The sequence below is a fragment of the Leifsonia poae genome (assembly GCF_027921845.1).
Classification (GTDB): Bacteria; Actinomycetota; Actinomycetes; order Actinomycetales; family Microbacteriaceae; genus Leifsonia; species Leifsonia poae.
Genome location: NZ_BSEN01000003.1, coordinates 265,819 through 292,602 on the forward strand (window position 1 = coordinate 265,819; position 26,784 = coordinate 292,602).

Sequence of the window (26,784 nt, forward strand, 5' to 3'; positions counted from 1 at the left end):
ACTACTTCACTCCTTTGATTCGGTAGACGAGCACCGCGCCGGCCAGTGCGACGAGAGCGCCGAAGAGGTACCAGGTCGGGTAGCCTCCGAGCGGCGTCAAGGCGCCGAGCGCGATGATGGCGGGTGCGATCGCGGGTGCGATCGACTGGGGAAGAGCGTTCGCGATGTTGAGAACGCCCAGGTCTTTGGCCGTGTCGGCCGGGTTGGGCAGCACCTGCGTCGCGAGTGCGAGGTCGACCGAGAAGAACGAGCCGGCGCCCAAGCCGATGATGCCCTGCGCGAGCAGCACGAACGGCACGCTCGGCGCGAGCGCGAGCATGACGAGGCCGACGACCATGATCAGTCCGGCGATCGCCACGAACGGGCGACGCTTGCCGATGCGATCGGAGAGGATGCCCCCGATGGGGCTCGACACGGCCATGAAGACGGTGGAGATCGCGTTGGCGGCCAGGATCGTGGCAACAGTCGCCTGCTCGTCGAGGTGGAAGCGGTCGCCGAGGTAGAACGGAAGGAACGTCGCGACCCCGGCATACCCGAACATGACGAAGAACTTGGTCAGCCAGGTCCAGCCGAAGTCGCGATGCTTTCGCGGATTGAAGACGAAGGATCCGAAGAACTCACGCAGTCCGAAGCGCTCGGCCGGCTTGGTGTCCAGTCGCCTGTCCTTCAGGAAGAGGGCGAAGAGCACTGCCAGCACGACGCAGAGCGCACCGGGCACGATGAAGCGGGCGAGATCGGCCGAGAACAGGTTGACGAGGAACGAGCCGCCGAGGATCGCCAGCGGGGTGGTGATCCCGACGATTCCGGAGACTTTGCCGCGCCGCACCTCCGGCACCTGATCGGGAAGGGTGGCGTTCGCGGCGGCGAGCACCGCGTTGAGGGCCGCCTGCGCGATGCACCAGCCGACGAGCACGATCGCGACCGAGTCGGCGACGGCGATGAGTGCGAGCGCCAGGAAGCCGACGACCGAGCCGCCGACGACCCACGGCCTACGCATCCCGAAGCGGGAGGTGGTGCGATCCGACAGCCGCCCGGCCAGTGGATTGGCGATGAGTGCGAACAGGGCACCGACGCCGAGCACCAGGCCGAGCGCGTTGGTGGCCTCCGTCGCGTTCGCAGTGATGTGCTGCAGTTTGAAGGCCATCGACACCATCACGGGCGTCAGCACGGCGACGAAGACCCCGAAGTTGGCCAGCGCGAGAGTCGGGACGAAAGATCGAGGTTCTCGTCGACCGTTCGTGGACGGCGCGATGGCGTCACGGGGTGGCAGGGTCGGCTCGAGTTCGGACGGCAGTGTCATCGGACGGTTCCTTCGGTTCTTTCGCGAGCCACCATTGGCTCGGAGGTAGTGTACGACACAAATTCGACCGTTTGGCAACAATTGCTGTCACAGGTATCCTCGGACCGTGAGCGCTGCGGTTCGGGACGCGGCGGAGACGTCATCTCCGCGCCGGTATGCGCGCGGACGCGCCCGACGCGTAGAGATTCTGGATGCGGCTGCTGCCCTCTTCGCCGACGTGGGGTTCGGCGCCGTCTCTCTTCGGGAGATCGCCGCGCGGGTGGGGATCTCACACCAGGGGCTCCTCCGGCACTTCGCCTCGAAAGACGAGGTACTGATCGCGTTGCTCGACCGGTATGAGACGGAGAATGCGGAGTGGATCGAGAGCTGGCTCGACGCGCACACGGGCTCGGGCTCGGGCTCGGGCTCGGGCTCGGATGAGAATCGCGAGGCCCTTTTCATCGCACTGGCCGACCGAAACGACGGGATCCCGGGGTACGTCGAACTCTTCACCGCGCTTGCCGGCGAGGCGACCAGCGCGGAGCATCCGGCCCATGAACGGTTCGCCGCTCGCTATGCGCAGCTCCGTGAGTTGAGCGTCGCGCAGTTCAGCTCGCCCGTCGTCGCGGGCCTCGCCGCGCGCGAAATCGAGACTGTCGACGAAGCGGTCCGTCTGGCTGCGGCGTGGGACGGCCTTCAGTTGCAGTCGTTGTACGAGCCTGACAGCGTGCGGGTAAGCGACCATCTGCGCGCACATTTCGCCTGGCTGGTCGGCGACGGCTCCGCTGCGACCGCTCCTGGCTCAGGCGGCAAATCGACCCCCGGCCTGCCGGCAACATCCTCTGCAGCGTCGGCGTGGCCTGCAGATCAGACCGGTGACGAACCGGATGCTTCAGCCGGTTACGCGAGCGGACGCGCACGACGCGACCGGATCGTGGACGACGCGATGGACCTCTTCTCGCGGGGCGGGTTCACGGCAACGAGCGTGCAGGACGTCGCGGACCGGGTCGGGATCACCAAGTCGGCCCTGCTGTACCACTTCCGGTCGAAGGACGAACTCCTGCTGGCCGTGCTGCAGCGCAGGGATCGGCTCGGGCTTGCGCAGGTGCCAGCGGGCACGGTGACCGCATCCCGGCGGCTCGAGCTCGTGGTCGAGGGGGCGCGGCACAACACCGCGACGCCGGGACTCGTCGAGCTGTACTGCGTGCTCGCGGGCGAGTCGACCAACCCCGGGCATCCGGGGCACGACTTCTTCCGTGAGCGGTTCCGGGGGACGCGTGCGTTCTTCGCGGCGACCTTCACGGAGCTCATCGCGTCGGGCGAACTGCCGGAGTCCCTCGACGCCGACCGGGAGGCCGCCTGGCTGCTGGCCTTGTGGGACGGCCTGCAGTTCCAGTGGCTCTACGACCGGGGGTCGGTGGACATCGCCGAGCAGCTCAGTCTCCACCTGGCAGCGGTCCGCACGCGCTGATACCCGCCGTGCGCTCCGTTGAGGGGTGGCGAAAGCAGCCTCTGTCGGCGTGTTTATGCGAGTTTGCCGCCCCTCAACGAAAGAGAAAGAGATGGGTCAGGCGGCGGCCACGACGCCGAGGAGGGCCTCGCCGTAGGCGTCGCGCTTCTTGGCGCCGATGCCCGTGATGCCGTCGAGGTCGCTGAGCGTTCCGGGCCGGGCCGACGCGATCGCACGCAGGGTGGCGTCGCCGAACACGATGTACGCGGGGACCCCCTGCGAGCGCGCCGCTTCGGACCGCCACGCTCGCAGCGCTTCGAACAGCGGCTGATCGGCGGGCGCGAGGTCGGCCGCGGCCGACGCGGACCGCGACGAACGCGACGCGCGCTCGGGACGCTCCGGCTCGCGGCGCAGCGTGACCACGCGCTCACCGGCGAGCACGGCTGCACTTTCGGGCGTGATCGCGAGCACCCCGTACTCGCCCTCCGGTTTGAGCAGCTCCTGGGCGATGACCTGGCGCACCACGCCGCGCCACTGGCTCTCGCTGATATCGGCTCCGATGCCCCAGGTGGCGAGCGCGTCGTGTCCGTACTGCTCGACGCGCGGAGTGCGCTTGCCGCGCAGGATATCGATGAGATGCCCGGCACCGAAGCGCTGATTGCGCTCCCGCTGCAGCCGCACCACGGTCGAGAGCAGCTTCTGCGCCGGCACGGTGCCGTCCCAGCTCTCGGGCGGAGACAGACAGGTGTCGCAGTTGCCGCACGGCTCTGCGCGCTGCCCGAAGTAGTTGAGGAGATTCACCCGGCGGCACTGGACCGTCTCGCAGAGCGCGAGCATCGCGTCCAGGTGCTGTGTCATACGGCGGCGGTGCGCCAGATCGCCTGGTGAGTCGTCGATCATGCGGCGCTGCTGAACGACGTCGTTGAGCCCATAGGCGAGCCAGGCCGTCGACGGCAGACCGTCGCGACCGGCGCGACCCGTCTCCTGGTAGTACCCCTCGACCGACTTGGGCAGATCGATGTGCGCCACGAAGCGCACGTCGGGCTTGTCGATGCCCATTCCGAACGCGATGGTCGCGACGACGATGACACCGTCCTCGCGCAGGAACCGTGACTGCGTCGCCGCGCGCGTGGCCGCATCGAGACCGGCGTGGTACGGCAGAGCGTTCAGGCCCCGTGCCCGGAGGAACTCGGCCGTGCGCTCGACGGTGTTGCGCGAGAGGCCGTAGACGATGCCCGCGTCATCGGGATGCTCGGTCGAGATGAAGTCGTGCAGCTGCTTGCGCACCTCCGACTTGGGCACGATGCGGTACTGGATGTTCGGCCGGTCGAAGTCGGCGACGAACTGCGCCGCACCCTCGAGCTGCAACCGCGTGGTGATCTCGCGATGCGTCGCCTCGGTCGCCGTCGCCGTCAGGGCGATGCGGGGCACGTCGGGCCAGCGATCGGCCAGCTCCGACAGCGCGAGGTAGTCGGGGCGGAAGTCGTGGCCCCATTGGGACACGCAGTGCGCCTCGTCGATGGCGAACAACGCGATGGTGCCGCGGGCGAGGAACCGCTTGGTCGCCTCGGACGACAGGCGCTCGGGCGCGACGTACAGGATGTCGAGCTCGCCTTCGAGATAGGCGCGCTCGACCCGAGACCGCTCTGCCGAATCTTGCGTGGAGTTGAGGAACGCGGCGCGCACGCCGACCGCCGTCAGCGCATCCACCTGATCTTGCATGAGCGCGATGAGCGGCGAGACGACGACACCGGTGCCCTCGCGCACCAGCGACGGGATCTGGTAGCAGAGGCTCTTTCCGCCGCCCGTGGGCATGAGCACGACCGCGTCGCCGCCGCCCACGAGCTGGTCGATGATCTCCGCCTGCTGGCCGCGGAAGTCGGAGTAGCCGAACACCGTGTGAAGCGCCTCCGCCGGGCTGGCGAACCGGGGCGCTGCGGCGCGGACGACGGGCACGGCGGCAGCGGGCCGCGCCGCGCGAGCGGCCGGGACGGCACCACCGGGCGCAGCGGAGTCGCCGAAATCGACGGCGCCACCGAGGTACGGGTCGTCGGGGAGGTCGGGAAACGGCGGTTCGTCATCGGGCGGCGGCGCATCGCGCTCGTCGGGCTCCCAAGGCAGTTCCGCGTTCCAGCTCATCCCTCGATCGTAACGATCACGACCGACCCTCAGCGGCGCGTCCCCGAACTGTGCAGAACACCGTCAGCCTGACGGCTGTGCAGTTCGGACTCGGTACCGAATGCTACTGAGAAGGGTCGGAAAGGAGCCTGAACCTGATCCGGCTCGTGTAATCTGACATCACCAACCCGCTCCTCCACGTGAGGGCGGGTCTTTTTTTACCATCCCGCGGGCTTTCGATACTTTCCGACGGGATCCGCCAGCTGGCTCCTGCGAAAATCACCCACCTCGAGTCGCTTCCACCAGTGCCGCCCTGCTCCTTCGACCGGGGTCCCCTTGAGCGCGCCCGCCGTCGGGTTCGTCGACGGATTGACGGTGCCGACGGGGACCCGTTGGCGGGCGAGACGCAGAGGAAGCTCGAGGTCGGAGTCGTTCGAGATGACGATGGCCGCGTCGACCCCGCCGCTCAAGACGTCGAAAAGCAGGTGAGACGCGACGTTCACGTCGGATCCCTTCTCTTCCCGTTTCCGCACGGTGGCCAGAATGATCGGATCGGCCGTGGCCTTGTCCCTGCCTCGACGAAGAGGGAGCTTCGAATCCCAGCTCTCGCCCGCGTCGACGTACAGGCTCGGACCGTAGGCTCCGCCGGGTTCCCTCACCAGCGGTGCTTCCTTCGCCCAAGAGACATAGCGACCCTCTGAGATCACATCGACCGCACCCGACTCGAGCAGCGCGCGAAGGTAGATGTTCTGGTCTGTGCTCGCACTGGGGCTGTCGATGGCGTCGACCCGTGCGGTGCAGTACACGATTCGATGCAGAGTCGACCCCGACCATGCCGCGTAGGGCCTCACCAGCTCGCGAACGTCCAACCATCGCCAACCCGGAGTCGACGTCCCGCAATGACTCCGCGCTCCGTAGTACAGGTTGTAGCCGTCGATGTATACCCCGATCCGCATGCCGTCACCCTAGCCACGCGGCCGCCCCACGTAGGCGCGATCGTCCGCGTTCGGTAGGGATCGAGTGGCGAACATGGGCGCACGGAACGAGGGGCCCGGACCATCCCCCGGCCCGGGCCCCCTCGCGTCATCGCACCGCTACGACGGCAGCGCTATCAGAGCGCTACCAGAGCAGCACCGGGAACGGCAGCGACGACGACGACTTCACCGCGTCCGATCCGCCGTAGACCGCCGTCAGCAGGTGAACGCCCGCCTTCAGCTTGGGCAGCGTGACCGTCGCCTTGCCGCCGTCGCCCGGCTTCAGGGTGATCGTGGCGATCGCCTTCGAGCCGTCGAAGACCACAACGGCTCCGGTGGCTTCGACGCCCTTGCCGGCCTTCACGTTCACCGTGTAGCGCAGCGTCGTGTTGTGGCTGCCCAGCACCGTGTTCGCCCAGCCGAGGGTGAGGCTCGAGACCTTGACCGGCGGGGTCACCGCGGCCACCTCGATCGGAACGCTCACCTTCGTGTCGGTCCCGGGAACCGCGATCGTCAGGGACTGCGTCCCCGAGATCCCGGACGGGATCGTGATCGACGCGGTCGCCCTGCCGACCTCGTCGGTGGTGTCCACGATGGCCGGGTCGATGCTCGCGGTGCCGACCACAGCATCCCCGATCGACAGCGACACCGAACCGGGCTGGGTGGCGGTGTCGCTGAACAGCAGCGACGACAGCCCGACCGAGACCGTCTCACCCGGCCGGTAGGCCGATCCGGATGCCGGAGCCGCGAGCTTCACGCCCACCGCACGCTGCGCCGTGTCGGGCGAGGCGGTGGGGTTCGCCGTGAAGTAGTCGACCATCGACTGCAGGTCGATCTTGCCCGAGTCCTTCTTGTTCGTACCGGCGCCCAGAGTGGTGAAGTTGTCACCGCCCGACGAGAGGAACGAGTTCACGACCACCGTGTGGGTGTCCGCGTCCGTCACCTCGGTTCCGTTCAGGAACACGTGCGTGATGCGCGAGCCGGCTGCGGCCGACGGGTCGTATGTGTACGTCAGACCCTTCGAGACGCCGAGCTTGAGGAACGGGCGACTGGCGGCGGCCGGCTGCCACTGCTCCTCGAGCACCTGCTTGAGCTGCGCTCCGGTGAGCGTCTCCGTGACCAGGGTGTTCGCGAACGGCTGCACCGACGCGGCTTCCTGGTAGGTGACGTTGCCGTCCGGGTCGCCCGCCCCGCTCGAGGCGAACTTCAGGTCGGCGCGGAGGCCGCCCGGGTTCATCAGCGCGATCTCGGCGCCGGCGTCTTTCGCCGCCCAGAGCTGCACATCGGCCACGAAGTTGCCGAGCGTCGACTCGCCGCCGCGGTTCTCCGAGCCGTCGGTCTGGTGTGCACGGTTGAAGTCGCCGGTGATCTTTCCCACCGAAACCGAACCGAGCTGCTTGGCGACGGCCACCGCATCCGCGACGATCGCTGCGACGGCGGGGTCGGCCGGATAGAGCGGCTTGCCCGCGGCGTCGTTCAGCGGGAGGAGCTCGCTCGAGAACGAGGCGATCTTCTTCGTCTGCGGGTCGATGCTCAGCGCGATGTGGCCGAGCTTCTCGCCGTACTGCCCCGCCTGGATCACCGGACGCGTGCGGTCGGTGCCCGGAATCGCCACCTCGTGCGTGTACGCCTGGTGCGTGTGGGCCGACACGATCGCGTCGATGTCCGCGTTGGCGCCGGTGACGATCTTTCCGAAGGCCGAGTCGTTGGTGGAGTCGGCGAGCGCCGGAGTGGCCGCCCCCTCGTGCACCAGCAGAACGGTCACGTCCGCCTCGCCGTTGGACGGGTCACCGTCGCGCAGCTGCGTGGCAACGGCGTTCACCGAAGCGGTCACATCGCGCACGTCGACTCCGGCGATGCCGGCAGGGGTGACCAGGGATGGCAGCTCGTTCGTGACGGCTCCGATGAAACCGATCCGGATGCCGTCGACCGTCTTCACCGCGTACTGGTCGAACGTGGGCGTGTTCGTGCCCTTGTTGAAGACGTTCGCCGCCAGGTACGGGAACTTCGCGGCTGGGATGACCCGGCCCGTGATGTCCGCGACGCCCTGATCGAACTCGTGGTTGCCGAGCGCGCTCACGTCGAGCTTCATCGCGTTGAGGGCGTCGAGGGTCGGCTTGTCCTTCTGGATGAACGAGGTGAAGGTCGAGGCGCCGATATTGTCGCCGCCCGACACGAACAGCGTGTTCGGGTTCTTCGCCCGGAACTGGTTCACCGCGCCCGCCAGCACGGCAGCGCCTCCGGATGCCCCGCTCGCCTCGAGACGACCGTGGAAGTCGTTGATGGTGAGCAGATCGACCGCGACCGGAGCATCCTTCTCGGTGATCCCGACCTTGATCGGGTTGTGGTCGCTCGCCCGGAACGGGGTTCCTGCCTCGGCCGCGCCGAACGCGTAACCGCGGTCGGACCACTCCGGAGCGTTGATGTCCCACACCCCGGCGCCGGCGACGCTGGCCGCGAGCTCGGGAGTCGCGAGAGCGTGGTCGAGCGAGCCGACCTCACCGTTGAAGCTGTAGGTGTAGTGGCCCTTCGCCTTGGCCGAGACGAGGTCGACGAGTCCGGCCGACGTGAAGACGTCGATCGGGTCTTCCTTCGTGTAGGCGTTGAAGTCACCGAGGAGCAGCACGTTCTTGCTGCCGCTCGACTGCTCCAGCTGCCCGACGAGACCGAGCACGCTCTTGGCCTGCGCGACGCGGTCGGCGTTGAACTGGCCCTGCCCGTCGGCCGGCTCGGTGCCGTCGCCGCTCTTGGACTTGAGGTGGTTCACGACGACCGTCAGCGTCTTGGCGCCCGCCTTGAACGTCTGCGCGATCGGCTCGCGGGCGTTGCCCCACACCGACTCATCGATGACGGTCGTGCTGTCTCCCACGCGGCTGACCGCTGCCTTCTTGTAGATGATGGCCGTGGTGATCACGTCTGTGGTGTCGACGGCGCCGGCGAGCGCGGCCGGTGTCGGCACGTAGGCCCAGACGTCCGAACCGGCGGCCGCGTTGAGCCCGGAGACCAGGTCGGCGAGGGCGGAGTCGACCGGCTTGCCGAAGTGAATCGAGTTCTCGATCTCCTCCAGCGTCACGATGTTGGCTCCGAGCGCGTTGATCGCCGCGACCTCTTTGGACTTCTGCAGCTGGAACTGCTCCGCCGTCTTCGCGCCGCGGGCGAGCGCGTTCTCGCTCTGCAGCGTGGTGAAGTAGTTCTCGACGTTGAAGGAGGCGACCGCGAAGTCGCCGCCGACGGTCGGGGCGGCATCCGGGCGCGGGTTGGTCGACTCGAAGGTCGGCTTGGCGGCGGCGGGGCTCGCGTCGTTGATCGGCGTGGTCGGCTGCAGGCGCCAGTCGTCGAAGCCGTAGTTCAGCACGTACGGCTTCGCCGGGAAGTCGACGGTGTCGCCGTTGCGCACCACCGTGTTCTTGGTGAAGTAGGGCTGGTCGCCGGGGTGGTCCTTGTTCGAGATCTGGATGTTGTAGCCGTCGTCGAGCAGGATGCGGTCGGCCAGGTTGGCCTTCGCGATCGCGTCGGCCGCGGCTCCCGGCCGCTCGGTCTCCGTACTCTTCACCAACGGGGCGTCGCCGGCCGACAGCCAGAGCGTGCCGTAGTTGTAGAGCTGGTGGCTCGATGCGACCTTGTACGTGCCGGTCGGCTCGACGAGCATGCTCTCGAACTGTTCACGGTCGGTACCGCGAACGGTGTCGGGCAACGGCGTCGCTGCCGGGACTCCCACGCCAGCGGTCACGAGTTCGACCGCACCCGCGGCCGACGCCGTGATCTGGGTCTGCCCGAAGTATTCGCTCACCTTTCCGGTGACGGTCACCAGGTCGCCGATGGCGACTCCGGGATTGGCCGTGTTGAGGAACACGAACACGCCGTCGGAGACACCGGGGGTCGCATCCGTCGCTCCGCCGCTGCCCTGGGTCTGGATGAAGATGCCCTTGTATCCGCCGACGCGGTGGTCCGCCGTGACGACGCCCTGCACCGTGACCGTCGAGCCGTTCAGGGGGCTGACGTCGCCGGCTCCCTGCACCTCGGCGATCGTGTTGGTCGGGGTCGCGGCGAGCGCGGGCGACGCCGTGATGGCGCCGAACCCGAGCGCGGCGGCCGTCGCGATGGCGAGGCCCGCCGCGAGTCGGCGGCGGCGGCGCGGTGCGGCCACGGCCGCCTCCCGCGTTCCGCCCGGAGGCGTGGATGTAGTGGAGCGTTGCAGCATTGTCGGAAATCCCCTTCACGAATCAATGTGTGGGCGGCACGCGGAAAACCGGGGGGCGCGCCGTTGCGCCTGCCCGGCATGGCCCCCTTTCGGGGGCGCACGGGTGAAACTATAGGTCTACCTCCGACGGGCACGCCAGGGCGTCTCGAAAATGTCGTGTGCTCTTAAGTTGGTGGACACCTGGGGCGTATCGTGACGCTCGTGACGGACGCCGACCGGGATGCCTCGAGTGAGCAGTCGCCACGACAGCGCCTGTGGCACGCGTCCCGCTCAGCGACCAGGTTGCTCTCCAACGAGCGTCCGTCCGCCCTCGCGGAGCGCCTCGCTGCTCTCGCCGCCTCGCCGAACGCGTCCACCGGCGAACCGGTGGACACCTACGGCGGCGGCATCGTGGAGCGACTGGAGAGCCGGGTGGCAGGGCTCCTGGGCAAGCCGGCCGCGCTGTGGTTCCCGTCCGGGACCATCGCCCAGCAGGCGATGCTGCGCGTGTGGGCAGCGCGAGCCGGCACGTCCAGGGTCGCCGTGCATCCCCTGCATCACACCCAGGTCAACGAAGAAGGAGCGTTCACCGCTCTGAGCGGTCTCGAGCCGGTGCTCCTCACGACCGACCCGCGACAGCCGACGGCGGACGACCTCGCCGAGACACCTGGACCGCTCGCGGCCGCTGTCGTCGAACTTCCGATGCAGGAGCTCGGCTACGTCCTCCCCACCTGGGAGGAGTACGAACGCTTCGCCGCCGTCGCGCGTGAGCGCTCGGTTCCTGTGCACGTCGACGGCGCGCGGCTCTGGGAGTCCCAGCACCACTTCGCACGATCCGCCGCAGAGATCGCGGCACTGGCGTCATCGGTCTACGTGTCGATGTACAAGGGGGTCGGCGGCCTCTCGGGCGCGCTGGTGGCGAGCGACGCCGACGCCGTCGAGGAGGCGCGCGTCTGGCGGACGCGCTATGGCGGCGACCTCTTCCAGCAGTTCCCGGCGATCGTCGCGGCGCTCGACGGGCTGGATGGCCGCCTCGACCGGATGCCCGTGTGGGCTCGGCAGGCTGCCGTGATCGCCGAGGGGCTCTCGTCACTCCCGCACCTCACCGTGACGCCGAACCCGCCGCACATCTGCGAGTTCTGGGTGTATGCCGACCTGCCGCCCGACGCGCTCAACCGTGCCGTACTCGAGCACCTCGAGGCGGTGGGCGAACGATGGGTGCACGGCTGGTGGCCGGACGACGACGGCCGGGCGGTCGCCGAGGTCACGGTGCGCGATGCCGCACTGAGCTGGACCGCCGAGGACGTCGAACGTGCCGGCCGCAGTGTCCTGCAGCGGGCGGCAGACCTCAGCGCTCCCTGAGGCATCCGGCCCATCGCGGCACGCAGACAGGATCGCCCGTACCCGCAGCCGCCCACGCTGCTACGCTCAGCGCATGCGTCGCTTGATCGTCACGGAGTTCATGACGCTCGACGGAGTCGTCGAGGCGCCCGGCGGCGAGCCCACGCATCCGCACTCCGGCTGGACCATGCCGTTCAGCACTCCCGAGCTCCGCGAGTTCAAGCTGCGGGAGGTGCTCGAGGCCGAGTCCCTGCTGCTCGGCCGCAAGACGTACGAGCAGTTCGTCGAGGCGTGGCCGGAACGCGAGGGCACGTTCGCCGACAAGATGAACCGGATGCCCAAGCACGTCGTCACCGCGTCGACGGAACCGCTCGGCTGGAACGCGACGCGCGTCGAAGGCGATGTGCGGGCGGCGATCGGCGACCTCAAGGCGGGCGACGGCGGCCCGATGCTCGTCGCCGGCAGCGCCACGCTGGCGAAATCCCTGCTGGTCTGGGGACTGGTCGACGAACTCCGCCTTCTCGTCTATCCCGTGATCGTCGGCGGCGGGCTCCGGATGTTCCCCGACGACCGGGCCAAGGCCGAGCTCCGGCTCGCCCAGCTCGAGGAGTTCGACAGCGGCGCGGTGCTGCACCGCTACCTCTTCAACCGCACCGCATGATCACCGCGGTTCTCGGGCTCCTCGGAGCCCTGGTGTACGGGTCTGCCGACTTTCTGGGCGGCCTGGCGTCCCGGCGCATCAGTCCCCTGCGGGTGACCGCGATCGGCGCCGTGACCGGGCTGGCGGCACTGCTGGTGGCGCTGCCGTTCTTCGGGGGCGTCTGGTCGGCCGCCGCCATCGGCTGGGGCGTTCTCTCGGGCGTGACCGGCGCGATCGCCATCTCGCTGCTCTACGCCTGCCTCGCGATCGGGCCGATGAGCATCCTGTCACCGCTGACCGCGCTGATCTCGGCCATCGTTCCGACCACCTGGGGGCTGCTCGGCGGCGAGACGTTCGAGCCGAGCGGATATGTGGCGATCGGGATCGCCCTGGTCGCCGTCGTGCTCGTGGGTTTCGTGCCGGAGAAGGGGGCTGTGCGGCCGAGCCTGCGCGGCATCCTGATGGCGATCGGGTCGGGCGCGATGATCGGCGCGTTCCTCATCATCATCGATCAGACGCCCGACGACTCGGGGCTGGTGCCGCTGGTGTTCAACCGCGGCGTCAACGGGGCGATCATGTTCGCCGTCGTCGGCGTGCTCGCGTTCGTCGCGCGGAGGCGCGGCACCACGAGCCAGACTCCCGGATGGCGTCCCGGGCTGATGCTCGCGGTGGCGTGCGGCCTCGTCGACACGGCGGCGAACATCCTGCTGCTGGTGGGCATCCGCCTGGGCGATCTGACCGTCATGTCGGTGCTCACGGCGCTCTACCCGGCGGGCACGATCCTGCTCGCGGCCATCGTGCTCAAAGAGCGCGTCGCGCCGGTGCAGCGGGTCGGCCTGGCGCTGGCCGTCTCGGCCGCGGGAATGCTCGCCATCGCGTAGCGCGGGCGCATCCCCTCCATAGCGGGCGTGCCTCCTGTGCAGAGACCGCAGATCCCCGCATCCGCTTGTAAGGGTTACCTAACCTCGCTTACGCTGAGGTGGTAACGCCCGTCGTCCGACGCGAAAAGGCCCATGAAGAACACCAGCACCCGCCTCCTGCTCACCTGCGCCGCCATCGGGGTGGCAGGCGGCATCGTGTTCTCGATCAGCGCTTACGTCTCCGGCACCCTGGCGGCTGCCGCCCCGATGTTCTACGGCGCGGTCATCGGCGTGTACTTCCTGCCGGGAGTGATCGCCCAGGCTCTGTTGCGGCGCGGCGGTGTCGCCCTCATCACCTCGGTCATCGCCGGGCTGGTCTCCGTGCCGTTCCAGCCCATCGGTTTCGCCGCCGTGATGGCCGCCGGGTCGATCGGCCTGCTGCAGGAGATCCCGTTCGCGATCACGCGCTACCGCTACTGGCGCGCCTGGCTGTTCTACGTCGCCGTCACGATCGCAGGACTCATCTTCGGCATCGGTGTCTACCTCGCGCAGGGGGCGGAGCAGAGCCAGCCCTGGGTGCAGGTTCTGCACATCGGGCTGTTCGTGCTGAGCCCGGTCTTCTTCACCTGGGTGGGCCGCGCCGTCGCCGCCGGACTCGACCGCACCGGAGCCGGGCGTGGCCTGCAGCTGCCGATCGTGCGTACACGGCAGCCCCGCAGCACCGACTCGGATGCCCCCACCAACGCCGACTCCGGCGCGGGCACCTCCACCCGTTGACCACCCCCACCGATCGGCCGCCGGCGCTCGCGGCCCGCGGTGTGCGCATCCGCCACGAGGGCGGCGAGGACTGGACCCCGGATGGCGTGAGCTTCGAGCTCGCCGCGGGTGAGGTGCTGCTGGTCCTCGGACCGAGCGGCTGCGGAAAATCGACACTGGCGCTGGCGCTCAACGGCCTGGTGCCGCACGCCGTTCCGGCGACGATGGAGGGCAGCGTGGTGGTCGGCGGCGTCGCGACGGCGGATGCGCGGGTCGCCGAGCTCGCGCAGCGGGTCGGAATGGTCTTCCAGGACCCGGACGCCCAGTTGGTGACGGCGACGGTGCTCGACGAGGTGTGCTTCGGCCCCGAGAACCTGCTGGTCGAAGCGGCGGAGGTGACGGCGCGGGCCGAACTCGCTCTGCGTGCGGTCGGCCTGTGGGAACGTCGCGGTGACAACCCCGACATCCTGTCCGGCGGCGCGAAGCAGCGACTCGCGATCGCCTGCGCTCTTGCGCTCGACGTTCCCGTACTCGTTCTCGACGAACCGACCGCCAACCTGGATCCGGCCGGCGTCGAGGAGGTCTACGACGTGCTGCGCTCGCTCGTCGCGGACGGCCGTCACAGCATCGTGCTGGTGGAGCACAACCTCGATGCCGCGATCGAGCTGGTCGACACGGTCGCCGTGCTCGACGGCGCCGGACGGCTCGTGACGGTCGGTCCAGCCCAGACCGTGCTGCGAGAGCGTGCGCCGGAGCTCCTCGCGCTCGGTGTCTGGCTGCCCGCCGCCACCCTCGCCGCCCTGCGGCTGCGCGACGCCGGCGTCGTGATCGATCCGCTGCCGCTCACCCCGGTCGAGCTCACCGACGCGCTCGACCGTCTCGACACGCTGCCCGCGCTGCCTGCGCTGCCCTCACTGCCCGCGCTGCCGAGCACGCCGGAGCCCCCACCGCCTCCGGCCGTGCGCGTGCGGAACCTGACCCTGACACGGGGCCGGAGGACCGTGCTCCACGACGTCTCCCTCGACATCGCGAGCGGCGACTTCGTGGCGATCGTCGGAGCGAACGGCGCCGGCAAGACCACGCTCGTGCAGGCGATCGCAGGTGTCATCCGCCCGCCGCGGGGCACGATCGAGGTGGGCGGCCTCGACCCGGCTCGAGCGCGGGCGGCCGACCTCGGCGAAGCCGTCGGCTTCGTCTTCCAGAACCCCGAGCATCAGTTCGTGGCCGACACCGTCACCGACGAGCTCGCCTTCGGGCTGCGCCGACGTCGCGTGCCCGCGGCGCAGATCGACGACCGCGTGAACCGGATGCTCGCGACCCTCGGCCTCTCGGGCGTCGGCGACGCGCACCCGTTCCTCCTGTCGGGTGGGCAGAAGCGACGACTCTCCGTCGGCACCGCCCTCATCGCCGGGGCACCCGTGCTCGTGCTCGATGAGCCCACCTTCGGACAGGATCGCGCTAGGGCGACCGAGCTGCTCGGGATGCTCGCCGCGCTGAACTCCGCCGGCACGACCGTCATCATCGTCACCCACGACCTGCAGCTCGTCGCCGAGTTCGCCAGCCACGTCGCCGTGCTCGCCGACGGCCGGTTGCGCAGCTTCGGCCGGACGTCCGCGGTGCTCGCGGACGCCCCGCTGCTGGAGAGCACCGGGCTGCGCGTCCCGCCGCTGGCGCGCACGTTCTCCGCGCTGCGCGCGCATCCGCAGTGGCGCTCGATCACACGCCTCGCCGACCTGCCGGGCGCGGCGGTGTCGGCATGAGCCTCCTCAGCACCGACCCGTACGGCGCCGCGCCGATCGCGCCCGCCCATTTCCTGCACCACCTGAACCCGCTCGCCAAGGTGGCCGCCGTGCTCCCGGCGATGGCGGTGCTGCTGTTCACCCGAGATGTCGTGACTCCCCTGCTGTTCGTCGTGCTCGGAGTGGTGGTCATCCTGATCGGCGCACGCCTGCGGGCGGGCATCGTGATCGGCCTGCTGGTCGTGCTGCCGGCGCTCATCCTGCTGATGGCCCTCAGCTTCGGCTTCTGGACCGATGCGTCGCGTCTCGCCGACCAGCGCATCCTGTTCATGATCGGCGACTTCGCGTACACCGCCGGTGCCTTCGCGGTCGGGCTGGCCACGTCGCTCCGCCTCGGCTCGCTGGTGGTCCTCGCCCTGATCGGCGGCCTCACCACGACCGGCCCCGACCTCGCCCGCTCGCTCGTGCAGCAGCTGCGCGTCCCCTATCGCATCGGGTACACCGCGATCGCCGCCTACCGGTTCATCCCGCGGTTCGGCACCGAACTCGCGCTCATCCGGCAGGCGCAGCGGGTGCGCGGTGTGGCGGGGGGTCGCGGACCGGTCGCGGCCGTGAGCCGGGCGTTCGCCGCCGTGGTGCCGCTGCTCGCGTCGTCCATCCGGCACGCGGAGCGGATGTCGCTGGCGATGGAGTCGCGCGCGTTCGGCGCGCATCCGACCCGCACCGAGCGGTATCCGACGCCCTGGCGCATGCGCGACACGGTCTTCGTGGTGCTCTTCTGGGTCGTGTCGGCCGGCATCTTCGCGCTCGGGGCGGCGGTGACCGCGTGAGCCGTCAGCAACCGGACGCCATCCTGCCGCGGGTGCAGAAGCTCCTGCGCCTCCGGGTCGTGCGCACCGAGCGGGTCAGTGCCGACTTCATTCGCGTCACGCTGGGCGGCGACGACCTCGCGCATTTCGAGGCGATGGGCCGCGACCAGTGGTTCCGGCTGTTCCTGCCGCACGACGCGGAGCGCGAGCCGACGCTGCCATCCGCGGCCGACGCACGCTGGTGGCCCGAGGTGCTGCGCATCCCGCAGCACGAACGCCCGTACGTGCGCAACTACACCGTGCTCGCGTTCCGTCCCGACGTTTGCGAGCTCGACGTCGACTTCGTCATCCACGAGTCACCGGGAGGGCCGGCCAGCGGCGAGCACCCGAGCAGCACGGCGCCGAGCATGTCGCCGTACGGCGTGGCGTCCGAGTGGGCGCTCGGGGCGCAGGCCGGACATCCGGTCGGTCTGCTCGATCAGGGAGTGACGTGGAATCCTCCGCTCGGCACCCGGCACGTGCTCATCGCCTCCGACGAGACCGGACTGCCCGCCATCGTCGGCATCGCGCGCGAGCTGCCGCCCGACATCACCGGCACCATCGTGATCGAACTCGGCTCCGACGCCGATCGGCGCGTGCTCGACGTACCGCCGGGGGTGGAGGTGCGCTGGCTCAGCCGGGAGGGCACGGATGCCGTGCCCGGAACGCTTGCACTGGCGGCGTCGGCCGCGGCGCCGCTCCCGCCCGATGGCGTGTACGCGTGGGTCGTCGGTGAGCAGGCGCTCGTGACGGGCCTGCGGCGAGCGCTGGTCGCGCGCGGCGTGCCGAAGTCGTGCATCACGTTCTGCGGATACTGGCGCATCTGACCTCCCTCGAGTCAGGTGAGGTCGGGGTGAGGGGGATCACCGGTCCCTTGTACGCCGCGGCAACCCTGGCGAGACTGGAGAGATGGATCGAGCACAGCTGGCGGATTTCCTGCGCACCCGGCGCGAGGCGCTGCAGCCGGAGGACGTCGGCCTGACCCGCGGGCCCCGGCGCCGCACCTCCGGCCTGCGCCGTGAGGAGGTCGCGGCGCTCAGCGGCATGTCGGCCGACTACTACACGCGACTCGAGCAGGAGCGCGGCCCGCAGCCGTCGCAGCAGATGGTCGCCGCCATCGCTCGCGGACTGCATCTGACCAGCGACGAACGGGATCACCTCTTCCGCCTTGCCGGGCACAACGCGCCGGCCAGGGCGCTGCGCAGTGACCACGTGAGCCCCGGGATGCTGCGCATCCTCGACCGCCTGCAAGACACGCCCGCGCAGGTCATGTCCGGTCTCGGCGAGACGCTGCTGCAGACGCCGCCGGCCGTCGCGCTCCTCGGTGACGAGACGCGGCACACCGGCATGGCCAGGAGCATGGTCTACCGCTGGTTCACCGATCCGGATGCGCGCGCGATCTACCCGGAAGACGACCACCCCATGCACGCCCGGCTCTTCACGGCCGACCTGCGCGCCGCCTACTCGAAGGAGGGCAGCGGGGGTCGTGCGGAGGCGATCGTGAACGCACTGCTGGCCGAGACCGACGACTTCGCGCCGGTCTGGAACGAGCACCGGATCGGGCTGCGCCGACCGCCGTCGAAGCGCATCCTGAACCCGGAGGTCGGGATGATCGAGCTCGACTGCCAGGTGCTTCAGGACCCGGATCAAGGTCAGGCGCTCCTCGTCTTCACGGCCAAGCCCGGCAGTCCCGACGCCGACAAACTGCAGCTGCTCTCGGTGATCGGCCGCCAGCGCCTCGCCGCGCACTGAATCTGTCTGGGGTGCGCCGCGCTACCCTCCCAGCCGCCTCGCGCGGGCGTTGAGGTAATCGCGCTCCGGCGTCGAGCGCGTCCCGCGGGCGGCCGTGCGGAACTCGTCGATCGCCTCCGGCAACCTTCCGTCGCGCTCCAGCAGGTGCGCGCGAACAGAAGAGACGCGCTGAGAATCCACGGGGCGGCCGCTGCGCACGAGCCGGTCGATCGCGGCGAGCCCGGCCGCCGGCCCGAGCACCATCGCCTCGGCGACGGCCGCGTTGAGCGTGACCACGGGGTTGATGGTCTGCCGCTCCAGCAGGCGGTACAGCACCAGGATCTGCGGCCAGTCCGTCGCTTCCGAGCTCGGCGCCTCATCGTGCACGGCTGCGATCGCGGCCTGGAGCGCGTAGGGCCCGGCCGGGCGGCCGGGGAGCGATCGCTCGAGGATCGCGACACCCTCGTCGATCAACTCCCGGTTCCAGAGCGACCTGTCCTGCTCATCGAGAGGGACGAGCCGACCGGTCCCCGTCGTGCGCGCGGGTCGCCGCGCGTCGGTCAGGAGCAGCAGGGCGAACAGACCGGCCGCTTCGCCGCTCGCGGGCAGCGCGGCGACGAGCATGCGGGCGAGGCGGATCGCCTCGTCGGTGAGGTCGACGTCGTTGATCGTGTCTCCGGTGGAGACGGTGTGACCCTCCGAGAACATCACATAGACGACGGCGAGCACCGCCTCGAGACGATCGTCCGCGCCGACCGGCGCCGGGAACACCGCCCCCTCCTGCCGGATGCGCGCCTTCGCGCGACTGATCCTCTGGGCGACGGTGGGCTCGGGCAGCAGGTAGGCGTGTGCGATCTGCGCCGTCGTCAGCCCGGCAACGGCCCGCAGGGTCAGTGTGATCTGGGCCGACGTGGTCAGTGCGGGATGGCAGCAGAGCTGCAGAAGCTGCACGCTGTCGTCGGCATCCGTCAGCGGAGGATCGGCGAGGGGTTCGTTCAGCAGCGCCTGGGTGCGCTCACGCTCGCGCCGGCTGCTCTCGCTACGGATCTGGTCGATGAGGCGGCGTCGGGCCGCGGTGACCAGCCAGGCGCGCGGATCGACGGGACGCCCCGAGGCCGGCCATTGCTGAACCGCCGCGATCAGAGCCTCCTGCACGGCGTCTTCGCAGATGTCGAACTGGTTCGCCCCGTACCGCCGGAGCAACGCCGCGAGGACCTGCGGCGCGAGCGAGCGCAGCAGGTCCTCGAGCCGTTCGTCTGTCACATGTCCGCCCCGGCCGAGAACATGACGGGCCGGATCTCCAGGGCGAGGCCGTCGATGCGGGCATCCGGGATCTGTGCGGCCAGCTCGATCGCGCGCTCCTTGGACTCGACGTCGACCAGGTAGTAGCCGCCCATGAACTCCTTGGATTCGGCGAAGGGGCCGTCGACGACCTCGGGGGTTCCGCCGTTGCTGCGCACGACGGTCGACTGGCTCGGGTCGCCGAGCGCGTTGGTGCTGAGAAACTCGCCCGACTCGGTGATCGCCGCCATGAACTTCTGGTGGCCTTCTCCGATCGCGGCGTTCTGCTCGTCGGTCAGCGCGGCCAGCACATCCGGGTCGACCTGCATGAGGATCACGTACTTCACGGTTGTTCCTTTCGATGAGAGTCCGCTGCTGTAGCGCCGCGGTCGCCAAGAGGTCGGAGCCGAGCGCCGATTCTCGACACTCTACGTTTTGCCGTCCCCGATGTGGCGAAGACCGACGGAACAGAAGGCGGCGAGCGCATCCGCCACCGAGAGTTGGGCCGTGATCTCACGCCGGACCAAGGGAACCGACCACGACCCGCAGACGCGGCCTGCCGGCCGCTTCCGATTCAGCGACCGTTTCATCCCTGAAGCGCCCGAAGGGGCCGCGGCATGCGGCGCCGGTCGAGCCGCCTCGCGATGCGGTCGGCGAGGGAGAACGCCCCTAGAGCAGCGTGCCGCCCGAGGCCTCGATGCGCTGGCCGGTGACCCAGCTCATCCCGTCGCCGAGCAGCGCCGCCGTCACCGGGCCGATGTCCTCGGCCTCCCCGACGCGACCGAGCGCGGTCTGGCTTCCCATCGCGGTGCGCATCTCGGCGTCGTCGCGCACGCGGCCGCCGCCGAAGTCCGTCGCCACAGGTCCGGGTGCGACCGCGTTCACCGTGATGCCGCGCGCCCCGAGCTGCTTGGCGAGGTAGCGGGTCAGCACCTCCACCGCGCCCTTGACCGACGCGTAGATGCTGTACGGGCCGATGCCGACGAAGCGGGCCAGACCGGTCGAGGTCAGGATGACACGGCCGTTGTCGGCGAGGAGCGGCTCGAGCTCCTGGGTGAGGAAATAGACGCCCTTGAAGTGCACGTCGACCATCTGGTCGAAGGCGGCCTCGTCGGTCTGGCCGAGCGGGGTGAGCGCCGCGCTGCCGGCGTTGTTCACGAGGTAGTCGAAGGTGTCGCGCTGCCAGGTGGCGGCCAGCACCTCCCTCAGCTGCGTGGAGAACGGGCCGAACTCGACGATGCGGGAGGTGTCGAGCTGCAGTGCGACGGCCGTGCGACCGAGCGCGCGGACCTCGTCGACGACGGCGGCCGCCTCGTCTGCGTGCGAGCGGTAGGTGATGATGACGTCGATGCCGTTCTCGGCGACGGCGAGGGCGGTCGCGCGGCCGAGGCCTCGGTTGCCGCCGGTGATGAGTGCGATGCGCGCAGTCATGGGGTCCTTCCCTGCGGGCGGCTGTCGCTGTGCGCGACGCGGAACCGTCCGTCTGCTTCCAGCGTGCGCCGGATGGCCGACGGCATTCAGGCCGCAGTCATCCGGGGACCGCCGATCCGTGGTTGCGCGGCCGGGTCAGGGCTGACGAGAGATCGTCACGTCGGCTCCCACCCACCACGGCAGGTGGATGCTCGCGAGCTCCGTCGAGTCCGTTCCGAGGAAGAAGACCGGTCCGGTGACCACGATCGCAAGCACCGTCAGCGCCACGATCGCGATCGCGAATGGGGCCGTGCGACCAAGCGGGTTGGTGCCGCGTTCGCTCCGGAGGCGACCGACGCGGATGCCCGCCAGTGCGACGAGCACGATGAGCGCGAAGACCCACCAGTGCGGGTGGAAGACGAGGTTGACAGCGAGCGGAACGCTTGTCGTCGGAGCTCCCGTGTCGTCGACGTAACCCCCGTCGCCGTCGTAGCCCCCGAAGACCTGTCCGATGCTCCCGGTGCTCAGCACGGCGTACATCACAGCGCACGCGATCGCGACCCAGAACAGCGCGCTTCGTCGGAGATCGACGGCGGGCATCCTCGAGCGCATCGCCGTCGTCGGCGTTCCCCCGTCCCCCAGTGGCATGCCCTCAACCTGCCAGATGCGGGCATCCGGCGTCAATCGCGCCCGGCGGATCGAGTTGCGGCGAAACGCCGTCGGCGCGGTCGCTCGACCGCACATTCGACGCAAGTCGCCGCGACGCAACGGCGCGCAGCGCGTCAGGCGTCGGCGTTGAGCAGCGCGGCAGCCTCGAGCGCGGGCAGCGCCTGGCGCAGCAGCTCGGCCTGCTCGGGCGTGAGCTCGTCCAGGATGGCGTGCACCGCGCGGGCGCGATCCGAACGGGCGCGCAGCAGCAGTTCGATGCCGGCCTCGGTTCCGGAGACGAAGAACGAACGGCCGTCATCCGGATCTTGCTCGCGCTTCACCAGGCCGCGGGCCTCGAGGTCGGAGACGACACGCGTGGTGGTCGGGGCCGCGACGACCTCGATCGCGGAGATCTCGCTGGGCCGCAGCGGTCCCCGGCGCACGATCGTCGAAAGCGCCGACAACTGGCCGTGGCTCAGGTCGCCGGTCGACGAACGCAGCCGGCGATTGAACCGGCCGACGGCGAGGGCCAGACGCCCGGCGAGGTCGTCATCCTCCGAGAGGGTCGGACCGGTCGGGGCCTGGCGCCCGTCGCCCGTCACCATTGACGTTCCTGAGAGCTACGCGCGAGCCGCACCGACTTCCTCGCCTTCCGATTCCGCGATCGCCTGCTCGGCGACCTTCTCCTCATGAACATACTTGCCTCCGCCTGCGAATGAGGCGATAGCGCCGATGATCGACATGATGGCGGCAGCGGTGAAGACGACGACGAGTCCGTCGTGGAAGGGACCGGAGATCAGCTGGGGGAAGAACTCCTTGCCGGTGAGGGTCGCCGCGTTGACGTGGCTGAGGTTCGCGAGCACGCCCGTGGGTTCGAGCAGGCTCTGGATCGGGTTGTAACCGAGGAACGCCGCGAACAGGCTGCCGACCGGCGGGGTGTTGCCGATGCCGGCGGCCACACTGGCGGGCACCCCGTGCGCGGACAGGCCGTTGGTCAACGCCGACGGGAGGGCGACCGATAGACCGGCGATCATCAGCGAGAAGAAGATGCCGATCGAGAGCGAGCTTCCGGCGTTCAGGGCGACACCCGCCATCCCGGATGCCGACCCGCGTTCGTTGGCCGGCACGCTGTTCATGATCGACGTGCGGTTCGGCGAGGAGAAGAGGCCGGAGCCGATTCCGTTGAGCCCGGTGAGCAGGGCGAACTGCCAGTACTCGAAGTTCACCGGGATGAACAGCAGCCCGATGAATGTCGCGGCGACCAGCAGAAGGCCGGTGGTCGCGAACCCCCGCGAGCCGAAGCGGTCGGAGAGCGCGCCCGAGATCGGGCCAGCGATGAGGAAGCCGATCGTGATCGGGAGCATGTAGATGCCGGCCCAGAGCGGCGTCTGCTCGTAGCTGTAGCCGTGCAGCGGCAGCCAGATCCCCTGCAACCAGATGATCAGCATGAACTGCAGACCACCACGTCCGATGGCCGCCAGGAAGCCGGCGAAGATCCCCGACGAGAATGACCGGATGCGGAACAAGTGCATATCGAACATCGGAGACTTCACCCGCAGTTCGATGAACACGAACGCGACGAGCAGGAGGATGCCGCCGATGATCGCGCCGAGCACCCACGGGTTGCCCCAGCCCTGCGAACTGCCGCCATAGGGCTGGATGCCGTACGTTATCCCGGTGAGGAGGGCGATGAGGCCGACGGCGAACGTCGCGTTGCCCAGCCAGTCGATGCGTCCGGGGTTCTTCTGGCCCACCTCGTGCAGCGACTTGTACGACCAAATCGTTCCGATGATGCCGAACGGCACGGACACGAAGAACACCGCGCGCCAGTCGATCTCGGCGAGGACGCCGCCGATGATCAGACCGATGAAGCTGCCGGCGATGGCCGCGACCTGGTTGAGACCGAGGGCGAAGCCGCGCTTGTTGGCGGGGAACGCGTCGGTGAGGATGGCGGTCGAGTTGGCGAAGAGCATGGCGCCGCCGATGCCCTGCACGAAGCGCCAGGCGATCAGCCACATGGCGGCCGGGCCGCCGGTGAACGGGTCGAGGCAGAGCGCGATGGCGGCGATGGTGAAGACGACGAATCCGAGGTTGTAGATCTTGACGCGGCCGTACTGGTCGCCCATCCGGCCGAACATCACGACGAGTACGGCGGTCACGAGCATGTAGCCCATGAGCATCCAGAGCAGGTAGCTGACGTTGCCCGGCTCCAGCGGGTTCAGCTTGATGCCCGTGAAGATGGCGGGCAGGGAGATGATCACGATCGACGAGTTGATCGTCGCCATGAGCATTCCGAGGGTGGTGTTGCTGAGCGCCACCCATTTGTAGTGCGGGTGGTCTTTGTCGAACATGCCGGAGCGGGTGCGGGCCAAGGGAGTGCGTCCTTCTGAATTCACGTCGGTAGTGATAGTTGCTTTATATGCATTAACTATATAACGGCTGCGAGATTCCGAAAAGCGGCCAGACGAGCCTGACGAGCGCGGTCGTCAGCCAGGGTCAGGCGTTCAGCGGGGTCTCCCGCAACACGAGTGCCGCCGGCACGGGAGTCGGGATGTTCCCGCTGCTGTCTCCCGCCTTGCGCATGCCTTCGCGGCGGAGCTCGAGCTGGGCGACGATGATCGCAGCGAGGTCCTCCAGATTCGCGATGTCGGACGGCGAAGCCGTTCCCGGCTCGAAATCCAGCACCGACAGGGTGCCGATGGTCTGTCCGTCCTCGCGTTTCAGGGGCACCCCCACGTAGAAGCGCACCGCGAGCGGACCCTCGACCAATGGGCTCCCCTGGGCCCGAGGATCGTTGCGCGCATCTTCGACGATCACGGGCTCCTCCTGGGGCACCGTCGCTTTGGACAGGTCGACCTCGCGGGCGATGCGCGCGACGTCGGCTCCATAGTGCGACGTGAACCAGGTGCGGTCGTGGTCGACGACGCTGACGATCGAAATCGGCGCTGAGAGCATCCGGGCCGCCATGGCCGTCGCGCGGTAGAGGGCCTCGGTCGGGAGGGTGTCGAGAGCGTCCGGCGCGGGAACCTCGAGCGCCGGCCTGCCTCCGACCGGGAAGAGGGTCTCCGCCTCCTTGTGCCGACCGCTCTCGGCGATGACGATCTGCTTCAGCGCCGAGACGAGCTCGCGTGCCTCCGGCCGAGCTGCCGGGTCGCGGCTCGTCATCGCGGTGAGGAGCTCGCGCCAGCGGGTCGGCAGCTCGTCGGGGATGTGCGGGTCGCGGGACAGGCGCGCGACGGCGGATTCCACCATCCCTCCCGGGAACTCCTTCTTCAGCGTGAAGCATTCGAGGAGCACGAGCCCGAGCGAGTAGATGTCGGTGGCGGCCGTGACCGGGGCGCCGCTCGCCTGCTCGGGGCTCAGGTAGGCGGCCGTTCCGGTGGTCTGACCCTCGGCCGTCATCCGTTCGATGTCGTCGAACAGGGCGATGCCGAAGTCGGTCAGCTTCGCACGCGCACGTGACGAGCCGTTGCCGTAGTCGACGAGCAGGATGTTCGAGGGCTTGATGTCCCTGTGGATGACGCGGCGTGCGTGCACGTAATCCAGCACCTCGGCCATGTCGTAGCCGATCTCCGCGATGTGCCGACCCGAGATAGGCGCTTCGAAGAGACGGGTCTGCAGATTGCTGCCATGCACGAAAGGCATGACGATGAAGCGCCGGGTCCGGCCTCCCGCGTCGCGAGCCACCCCGGCGTCGATCATCGGGACCAGACCGTGATGGTCGAGACCGGCGAGGACCTGGAGCTCGCCCTCCTGGTGACCGGAGTCTCCGACGGCCGCGTGATAGAGCTTGACCGCCACCGGGCGCCCCAGCGTCTCGTCGTACGCGCGGTAGACGGTCGCCATTCCGCCACGCCCGACGACCGAATCGAACCGGTATCGCTCTGCGAATACCTGGGAGACGACATCGTCGTCAGCGGCGGCAGCCATAGTCACCTATCTCTCTCCCGTCAGTGTCGCCGATTCAGGCGCAATCTCCAAGCTCAGAATCGGGGGTTGACCGGGAGATCTGCATGGTGCATAGGCAGACCACCGCTCGCCATCCGTGTACGCAGGGAATCGTCCCGCGCATGCGTCGGCGGTGAGAGCGGCGACGTCAGTCGTTGGGCTTGATCAGGCAGAACGGATGCCCGGCCGGGTCGCGGTAGACACGGAACGTCGGATGCTCCGACCCCGCACTCGTCGCGCCGAGCGCCAGCACCGCGGCCTCAGCCGTGTCGAAGTCGGTGTCGATCCTGACGTCGATGTGCATCTGCTGCGGCACGCTCTGGCTCGGCCACTGGGGCGGGTTGTATTCGGCGACCTGCTGGAAGGCGACGAGGGGTCGCCTCCCGCCCTCCGCCACGATCTCGGCCCAGTCCTCGTCGTAACCGACGATCTCCAGGCCGAGGAGCTGCGAATAGAAGCGGGCGAGAGCGCGAGGGTCCGGGCAGTCGATGATGATTGACTCGAAGGTTCCGATCATGGCCTGCACGATAGGCCCTACCCCCGACACGCGCCAGTGCCGCACCTTTTCGTCGGGGACTGTTTTCGTTGAGCGGCGGCGAACGCACCCAAAACGGCGGTTTTAGGTGCGTTCGCCGCCCTTCAACGAGAGGAACCTCAGGGGAGGGGGCGGAGCGTGAGGGATTGCTGGGCGTAGCCGACCGGTCCGCTCAGGTCGTGCAGCACGGTGGCGGTCACGCCCTGGCCGGTCGGGCCGAACGTGACGGTGGTGTCCATTCCCACCCAGCGACCCTCGGGCTGCCGGTGCAGGTGGATCGTGAGATCGACGTTGGGGAACATCCACTCCTGCGGTGGCCGCCGCACCGCGACGCCGTTCGCCGTGTCGATCAGCATGAGCCACGACGCGAGGGCGCCGACGTCATCACCGGCGACGAGGGCGGTCTCCGACGAGAGCCAGACCTTTCCACGACCCGGATGCGCAGGGCCGGCCGCCCGCACGTCCACCGATGCGACGTAGCCACCCGGCCACACGGACGTCAGCGGCACGGACGGCAGACCATCTGGAGATGGGAGCCGGTCGTCGGAGCCACCGGCGACGCTCGCGGTGTCGAACGCCGCGAGGTACCAGGCCCGCGCCCGCACGGCCACTCGACCCGCGATCACCGCGGTGGCCTCGATGAGCCGGATCGTGCGCCCGGGCCGGATGGTCTCGACCGAGATCTCGCACTCTTCCGCGGCGAGGAAGCCGAGGATGTCGAAGCTGATCCTGCTGAGCTGCAGACCGTCGCCGTGATGCTCGGCGACGTACTGCTCGATGGCGTGCACGATGAGACCGCCCAGCGGGCTGAAGTGGATCTCCGCGTCTCCCCACGCTCCTCCGGCGTGGGGCGTGGGATGGAAGCGTGCGGGGCCGACGCGCTCGAAGTAGGCGCCCGGATGGGTGATCGTCATGAGTCCTCCTGCATCGAACCTACGCGACACGTCCGTGCATCCGGATACGCCGGCAGGTCCTTTCGTTGAGGGGTGGCAAACGCAGGTTCCACCGGCGTGTTTAGGCGCATTTGCCGCCCCTCAACGAGAAGC

Annotated in this window: 22 protein-coding genes; 9 read left to right on the top strand and 13 right to left on the bottom strand. The window is 69.1% G+C overall.

Annotated elements, in window-relative coordinates; all coding sequences use genetic code 11:
• Position 1: 1 nt before the first annotated feature.
• Positions 2-1,300 (bottom strand): MFS transporter, encoded by a 1,299-nt coding sequence (locus PKE84_RS04930; protein ID WP_271176100.1) that lies wholly within the window; start codon positions 1,298-1,300, stop codon positions 2-4.
• 106 nt (positions 1,301-1,406) lie between these two features.
• Here PKE84_RS04930 and PKE84_RS04935 point away from each other — a divergent pair, with 106 nt between their 5' ends.
• Positions 1,407-2,750 (top strand): TetR/AcrR family transcriptional regulator, encoded by a 1,344-nt coding sequence (locus PKE84_RS04935; RefSeq protein ID WP_271176101.1) that lies wholly within the window; start codon positions 1,407-1,409, stop codon positions 2,748-2,750.
• 96 nt (positions 2,751-2,846) lie between these two features.
• Here PKE84_RS04935 and recQ read toward each other — a convergent pair whose 3' ends face one another.
• The 3 genes from recQ to PKE84_RS04950 all read right to left on the bottom strand — a co-directional run bounded on the left by recQ (position 2,847) and on the right by PKE84_RS04950 (position 9,968).
• The gene (gene recQ, locus PKE84_RS04940; RefSeq protein ID WP_271176102.1) at positions 2,847-4,868 is read right to left on the bottom strand and encodes a DNA helicase RecQ; all 2,022 of its coding nucleotides are present in this window, start codon (positions 4,866-4,868) and stop codon (positions 2,847-2,849) included.
• Between the two features lie 197 nt (positions 4,869-5,065).
• Positions 5,066-5,653, bottom strand: coding sequence for a PIN domain-containing protein (locus PKE84_RS04945; protein WP_271176103.1), 588 nt, complete (start codon positions 5,651-5,653; stop codon positions 5,066-5,068).
• Positions 5,654-5,966: 313 nt separating this feature from the next.
• Positions 5,967-9,968: an ExeM/NucH family extracellular endonuclease gene (locus PKE84_RS04950; protein ID WP_271176104.1), complete on the bottom strand. Its 4,002-nt coding sequence runs from the start codon at positions 9,966-9,968 to the stop codon at positions 5,967-5,969.
• A 255-nt stretch (positions 9,969-10,223) separates the two neighbouring features.
• Here PKE84_RS04950 and PKE84_RS04955 point away from each other — a divergent pair, with 255 nt between their 5' ends.
• The 8 genes from PKE84_RS04955 (at position 10,224) to PKE84_RS04990 (ending at position 17,937) form a co-directional block, all read left to right on the top strand.
• On the top strand, positions 10,224-11,363 hold the full coding sequence (locus tag PKE84_RS04955; RefSeq protein WP_271176105.1) for a threonine aldolase family protein: 1,140 nt from the start codon (positions 10,224-10,226) through the stop codon (positions 11,361-11,363).
• A 73-nt stretch (positions 11,364-11,436) separates the two neighbouring features.
• Positions 11,437-12,003 carry a dihydrofolate reductase family protein gene (locus PKE84_RS04960; protein WP_271176106.1) on the top strand — a complete coding sequence of 189 codons (567 nt, stop codon included), beginning with the start codon at positions 11,437-11,439 and terminating at the stop codon, positions 12,001-12,003.
• Positions 12,000-12,863, top strand: coding sequence for a DMT family transporter (locus tag PKE84_RS04965; protein WP_271176107.1), 864 nt, complete (start codon positions 12,000-12,002; stop codon positions 12,861-12,863). Before PKE84_RS04960 ends, PKE84_RS04965 begins: the two co-directional genes overlap by 4 nt.
• Positions 12,864-12,995: 132 nt before the next feature.
• The gene (locus PKE84_RS04970; protein WP_271176108.1) at positions 12,996-13,619 is read left to right on the top strand and encodes an ECF transporter S component; all 624 of its coding nucleotides are present in this window, start codon (positions 12,996-12,998) and stop codon (positions 13,617-13,619) included.
• Positions 13,616-15,358, top strand: a complete 1,743-nt coding sequence (locus PKE84_RS04975; protein ID WP_271176109.1) for an ABC transporter ATP-binding protein — start codon at positions 13,616-13,618, stop codon at positions 15,356-15,358. The genes PKE84_RS04970 and PKE84_RS04975 overlap by 4 nt, the downstream gene beginning before the upstream one ends.
• Entirely contained in the window at positions 15,355-16,167 is an 813-nt protein-coding gene (locus tag PKE84_RS04980; protein ID WP_271176110.1) for an energy-coupling factor transporter transmembrane component T family protein, read from the top strand. Before PKE84_RS04975 ends, PKE84_RS04980 begins: the two co-directional genes overlap by 4 nt.
• Positions 16,164-17,012 carry a siderophore-interacting protein gene (locus PKE84_RS04985; protein ID WP_271176111.1) on the top strand — a complete coding sequence of 283 codons (849 nt, stop codon included), beginning with the start codon at positions 16,164-16,166 and terminating at the stop codon, positions 17,010-17,012. The genes PKE84_RS04980 and PKE84_RS04985 overlap by 4 nt, the downstream gene beginning before the upstream one ends.
• An 82-nt stretch (positions 17,013-17,094) precedes the next feature.
• The gene (locus PKE84_RS04990) at positions 17,095-17,937 is read left to right on the top strand and encodes a helix-turn-helix transcriptional regulator (protein ID WP_271176112.1); all 843 of its coding nucleotides are present in this window, start codon (positions 17,095-17,097) and stop codon (positions 17,935-17,937) included.
• Positions 17,938-17,958: 21 nt separating this feature from the next.
• Here PKE84_RS04990 and PKE84_RS04995 read toward each other — a convergent pair whose 3' ends face one another.
• The 9 genes from PKE84_RS04995 to PKE84_RS05035 form a co-directional block, all read right to left on the bottom strand.
• Positions 17,959-19,179: an RNA polymerase sigma factor gene (locus PKE84_RS04995; protein ID WP_271176113.1), complete on the bottom strand. Its 1,221-nt coding sequence runs from the start codon at positions 19,177-19,179 to the stop codon at positions 17,959-17,961.
• Positions 19,176-19,544: a YciI family protein gene (locus tag PKE84_RS05000; protein WP_271176114.1), complete on the bottom strand. Its 369-nt coding sequence runs from the start codon at positions 19,542-19,544 to the stop codon at positions 19,176-19,178. The genes PKE84_RS04995 and PKE84_RS05000 overlap by 4 nt, the downstream gene beginning before the upstream one ends.
• A gap of 322 nt (positions 19,545-19,866) precedes the next feature.
• The gene (locus PKE84_RS05005; protein ID WP_271176115.1) at positions 19,867-20,628 is read right to left on the bottom strand and encodes an SDR family NAD(P)-dependent oxidoreductase; all 762 of its coding nucleotides are present in this window, start codon (positions 20,626-20,628) and stop codon (positions 19,867-19,869) included.
• A gap of 135 nt (positions 20,629-20,763) precedes the next feature.
• Positions 20,764-21,255, bottom strand: a complete 492-nt coding sequence (locus PKE84_RS05010) for a hypothetical protein (protein WP_271176116.1) — start codon at positions 21,253-21,255, stop codon at positions 20,764-20,766.
• Positions 21,256-21,389: 134 nt separating this feature from the next.
• Positions 21,390-21,860 (bottom strand): MarR family winged helix-turn-helix transcriptional regulator, encoded by a 471-nt coding sequence (locus PKE84_RS05015; protein ID WP_271176117.1) that lies wholly within the window; start codon positions 21,858-21,860, stop codon positions 21,390-21,392.
• 15 nt (positions 21,861-21,875) lie between these two features.
• Entirely contained in the window at positions 21,876-23,627 is a 1,752-nt protein-coding gene (locus PKE84_RS05020; RefSeq protein ID WP_271176118.1) for an MFS transporter, read from the bottom strand.
• A 124-nt stretch (positions 23,628-23,751) separates the two neighbouring features.
• Positions 23,752-25,185 (bottom strand): protein kinase domain-containing protein, encoded by a 1,434-nt coding sequence (locus PKE84_RS05025; protein ID WP_271176119.1) that lies wholly within the window; start codon positions 25,183-25,185, stop codon positions 23,752-23,754.
• 166 nt (positions 25,186-25,351) lie between these two features.
• Positions 25,352-25,720 carry a VOC family protein gene (locus tag PKE84_RS05030; RefSeq protein WP_271176120.1) on the bottom strand — a complete coding sequence of 123 codons (369 nt, stop codon included), beginning with the start codon at positions 25,718-25,720 and terminating at the stop codon, positions 25,352-25,354.
• A gap of 137 nt (positions 25,721-25,857) precedes the next feature.
• On the bottom strand, positions 25,858-26,652 hold the full coding sequence (locus tag PKE84_RS05035; RefSeq protein WP_271176121.1) for a thioesterase family protein: 795 nt from the start codon (positions 26,650-26,652) through the stop codon (positions 25,858-25,860).
• Between the last annotated feature and the right edge of the window lie 132 nt (positions 26,653-26,784).

What these genes read in the sequence shown, in the direction of transcription:
- PKE84_RS05005 (WP_271176115.1), bottom strand. Translation starts at nt 20,628, where the DNA reads ATGACTGCGCGCATCGCACTCATCACCGGCGGCAACCGAGGCCTCGGC.
- PKE84_RS05030 (WP_271176120.1), bottom strand. Translation starts at nt 25,720, where the DNA reads ATGATCGGAACCTTCGAGTCAATCATCATCGACTGCCCGGACCCTCGC.
- recQ (WP_271176102.1), bottom strand. Translation starts at nt 4,868, where the DNA reads ATGAGCTGGAACGCGGAACTGCCTTGGGAGCCCGACGAGCGCGATGCG.
- PKE84_RS04930 (WP_271176100.1), bottom strand. Translation starts at nt 1,300, where the DNA reads ATGACACTGCCGTCCGAACTCGAGCCGACCCTGCCACCCCGTGACGCC.
- PKE84_RS05035 (WP_271176121.1), bottom strand. Translation starts at nt 26,652, where the DNA reads ATGACGATCACCCATCCGGGCGCCTACTTCGAGCGCGTCGGCCCCGCA.
- PKE84_RS04965 (WP_271176107.1), top strand. Translation starts at nt 12,000, where the DNA reads ATGATCACCGCGGTTCTCGGGCTCCTCGGAGCCCTGGTGTACGGGTCT.
- PKE84_RS04980 (WP_271176110.1), top strand. Translation starts at nt 15,355, where the DNA reads ATGAGCCTCCTCAGCACCGACCCGTACGGCGCCGCGCCGATCGCGCCC.
- PKE84_RS05015 (WP_271176117.1), bottom strand. Translation starts at nt 21,860, where the DNA reads ATGGTGACGGGCGACGGGCGCCAGGCCCCGACCGGTCCGACCCTCTCG.
- PKE84_RS05010 (WP_271176116.1), bottom strand. Translation starts at nt 21,255, where the DNA reads ATGCCACTGGGGGACGGGGGAACGCCGACGACGGCGATGCGCTCGAGG.
- PKE84_RS04960 (WP_271176106.1), top strand. Translation starts at nt 11,437, where the DNA reads ATGCGTCGCTTGATCGTCACGGAGTTCATGACGCTCGACGGAGTCGTC.
- PKE84_RS04970 (WP_271176108.1), top strand. Translation starts at nt 12,996, where the DNA reads ATGAAGAACACCAGCACCCGCCTCCTGCTCACCTGCGCCGCCATCGGG.
- PKE84_RS05025 (WP_271176119.1), bottom strand. Translation starts at nt 25,185, where the DNA reads ATGGCTGCCGCCGCTGACGACGATGTCGTCTCCCAGGTATTCGCAGAG.
- PKE84_RS04990 (WP_271176112.1), top strand. Translation starts at nt 17,095, where the DNA reads ATGGATCGAGCACAGCTGGCGGATTTCCTGCGCACCCGGCGCGAGGCG.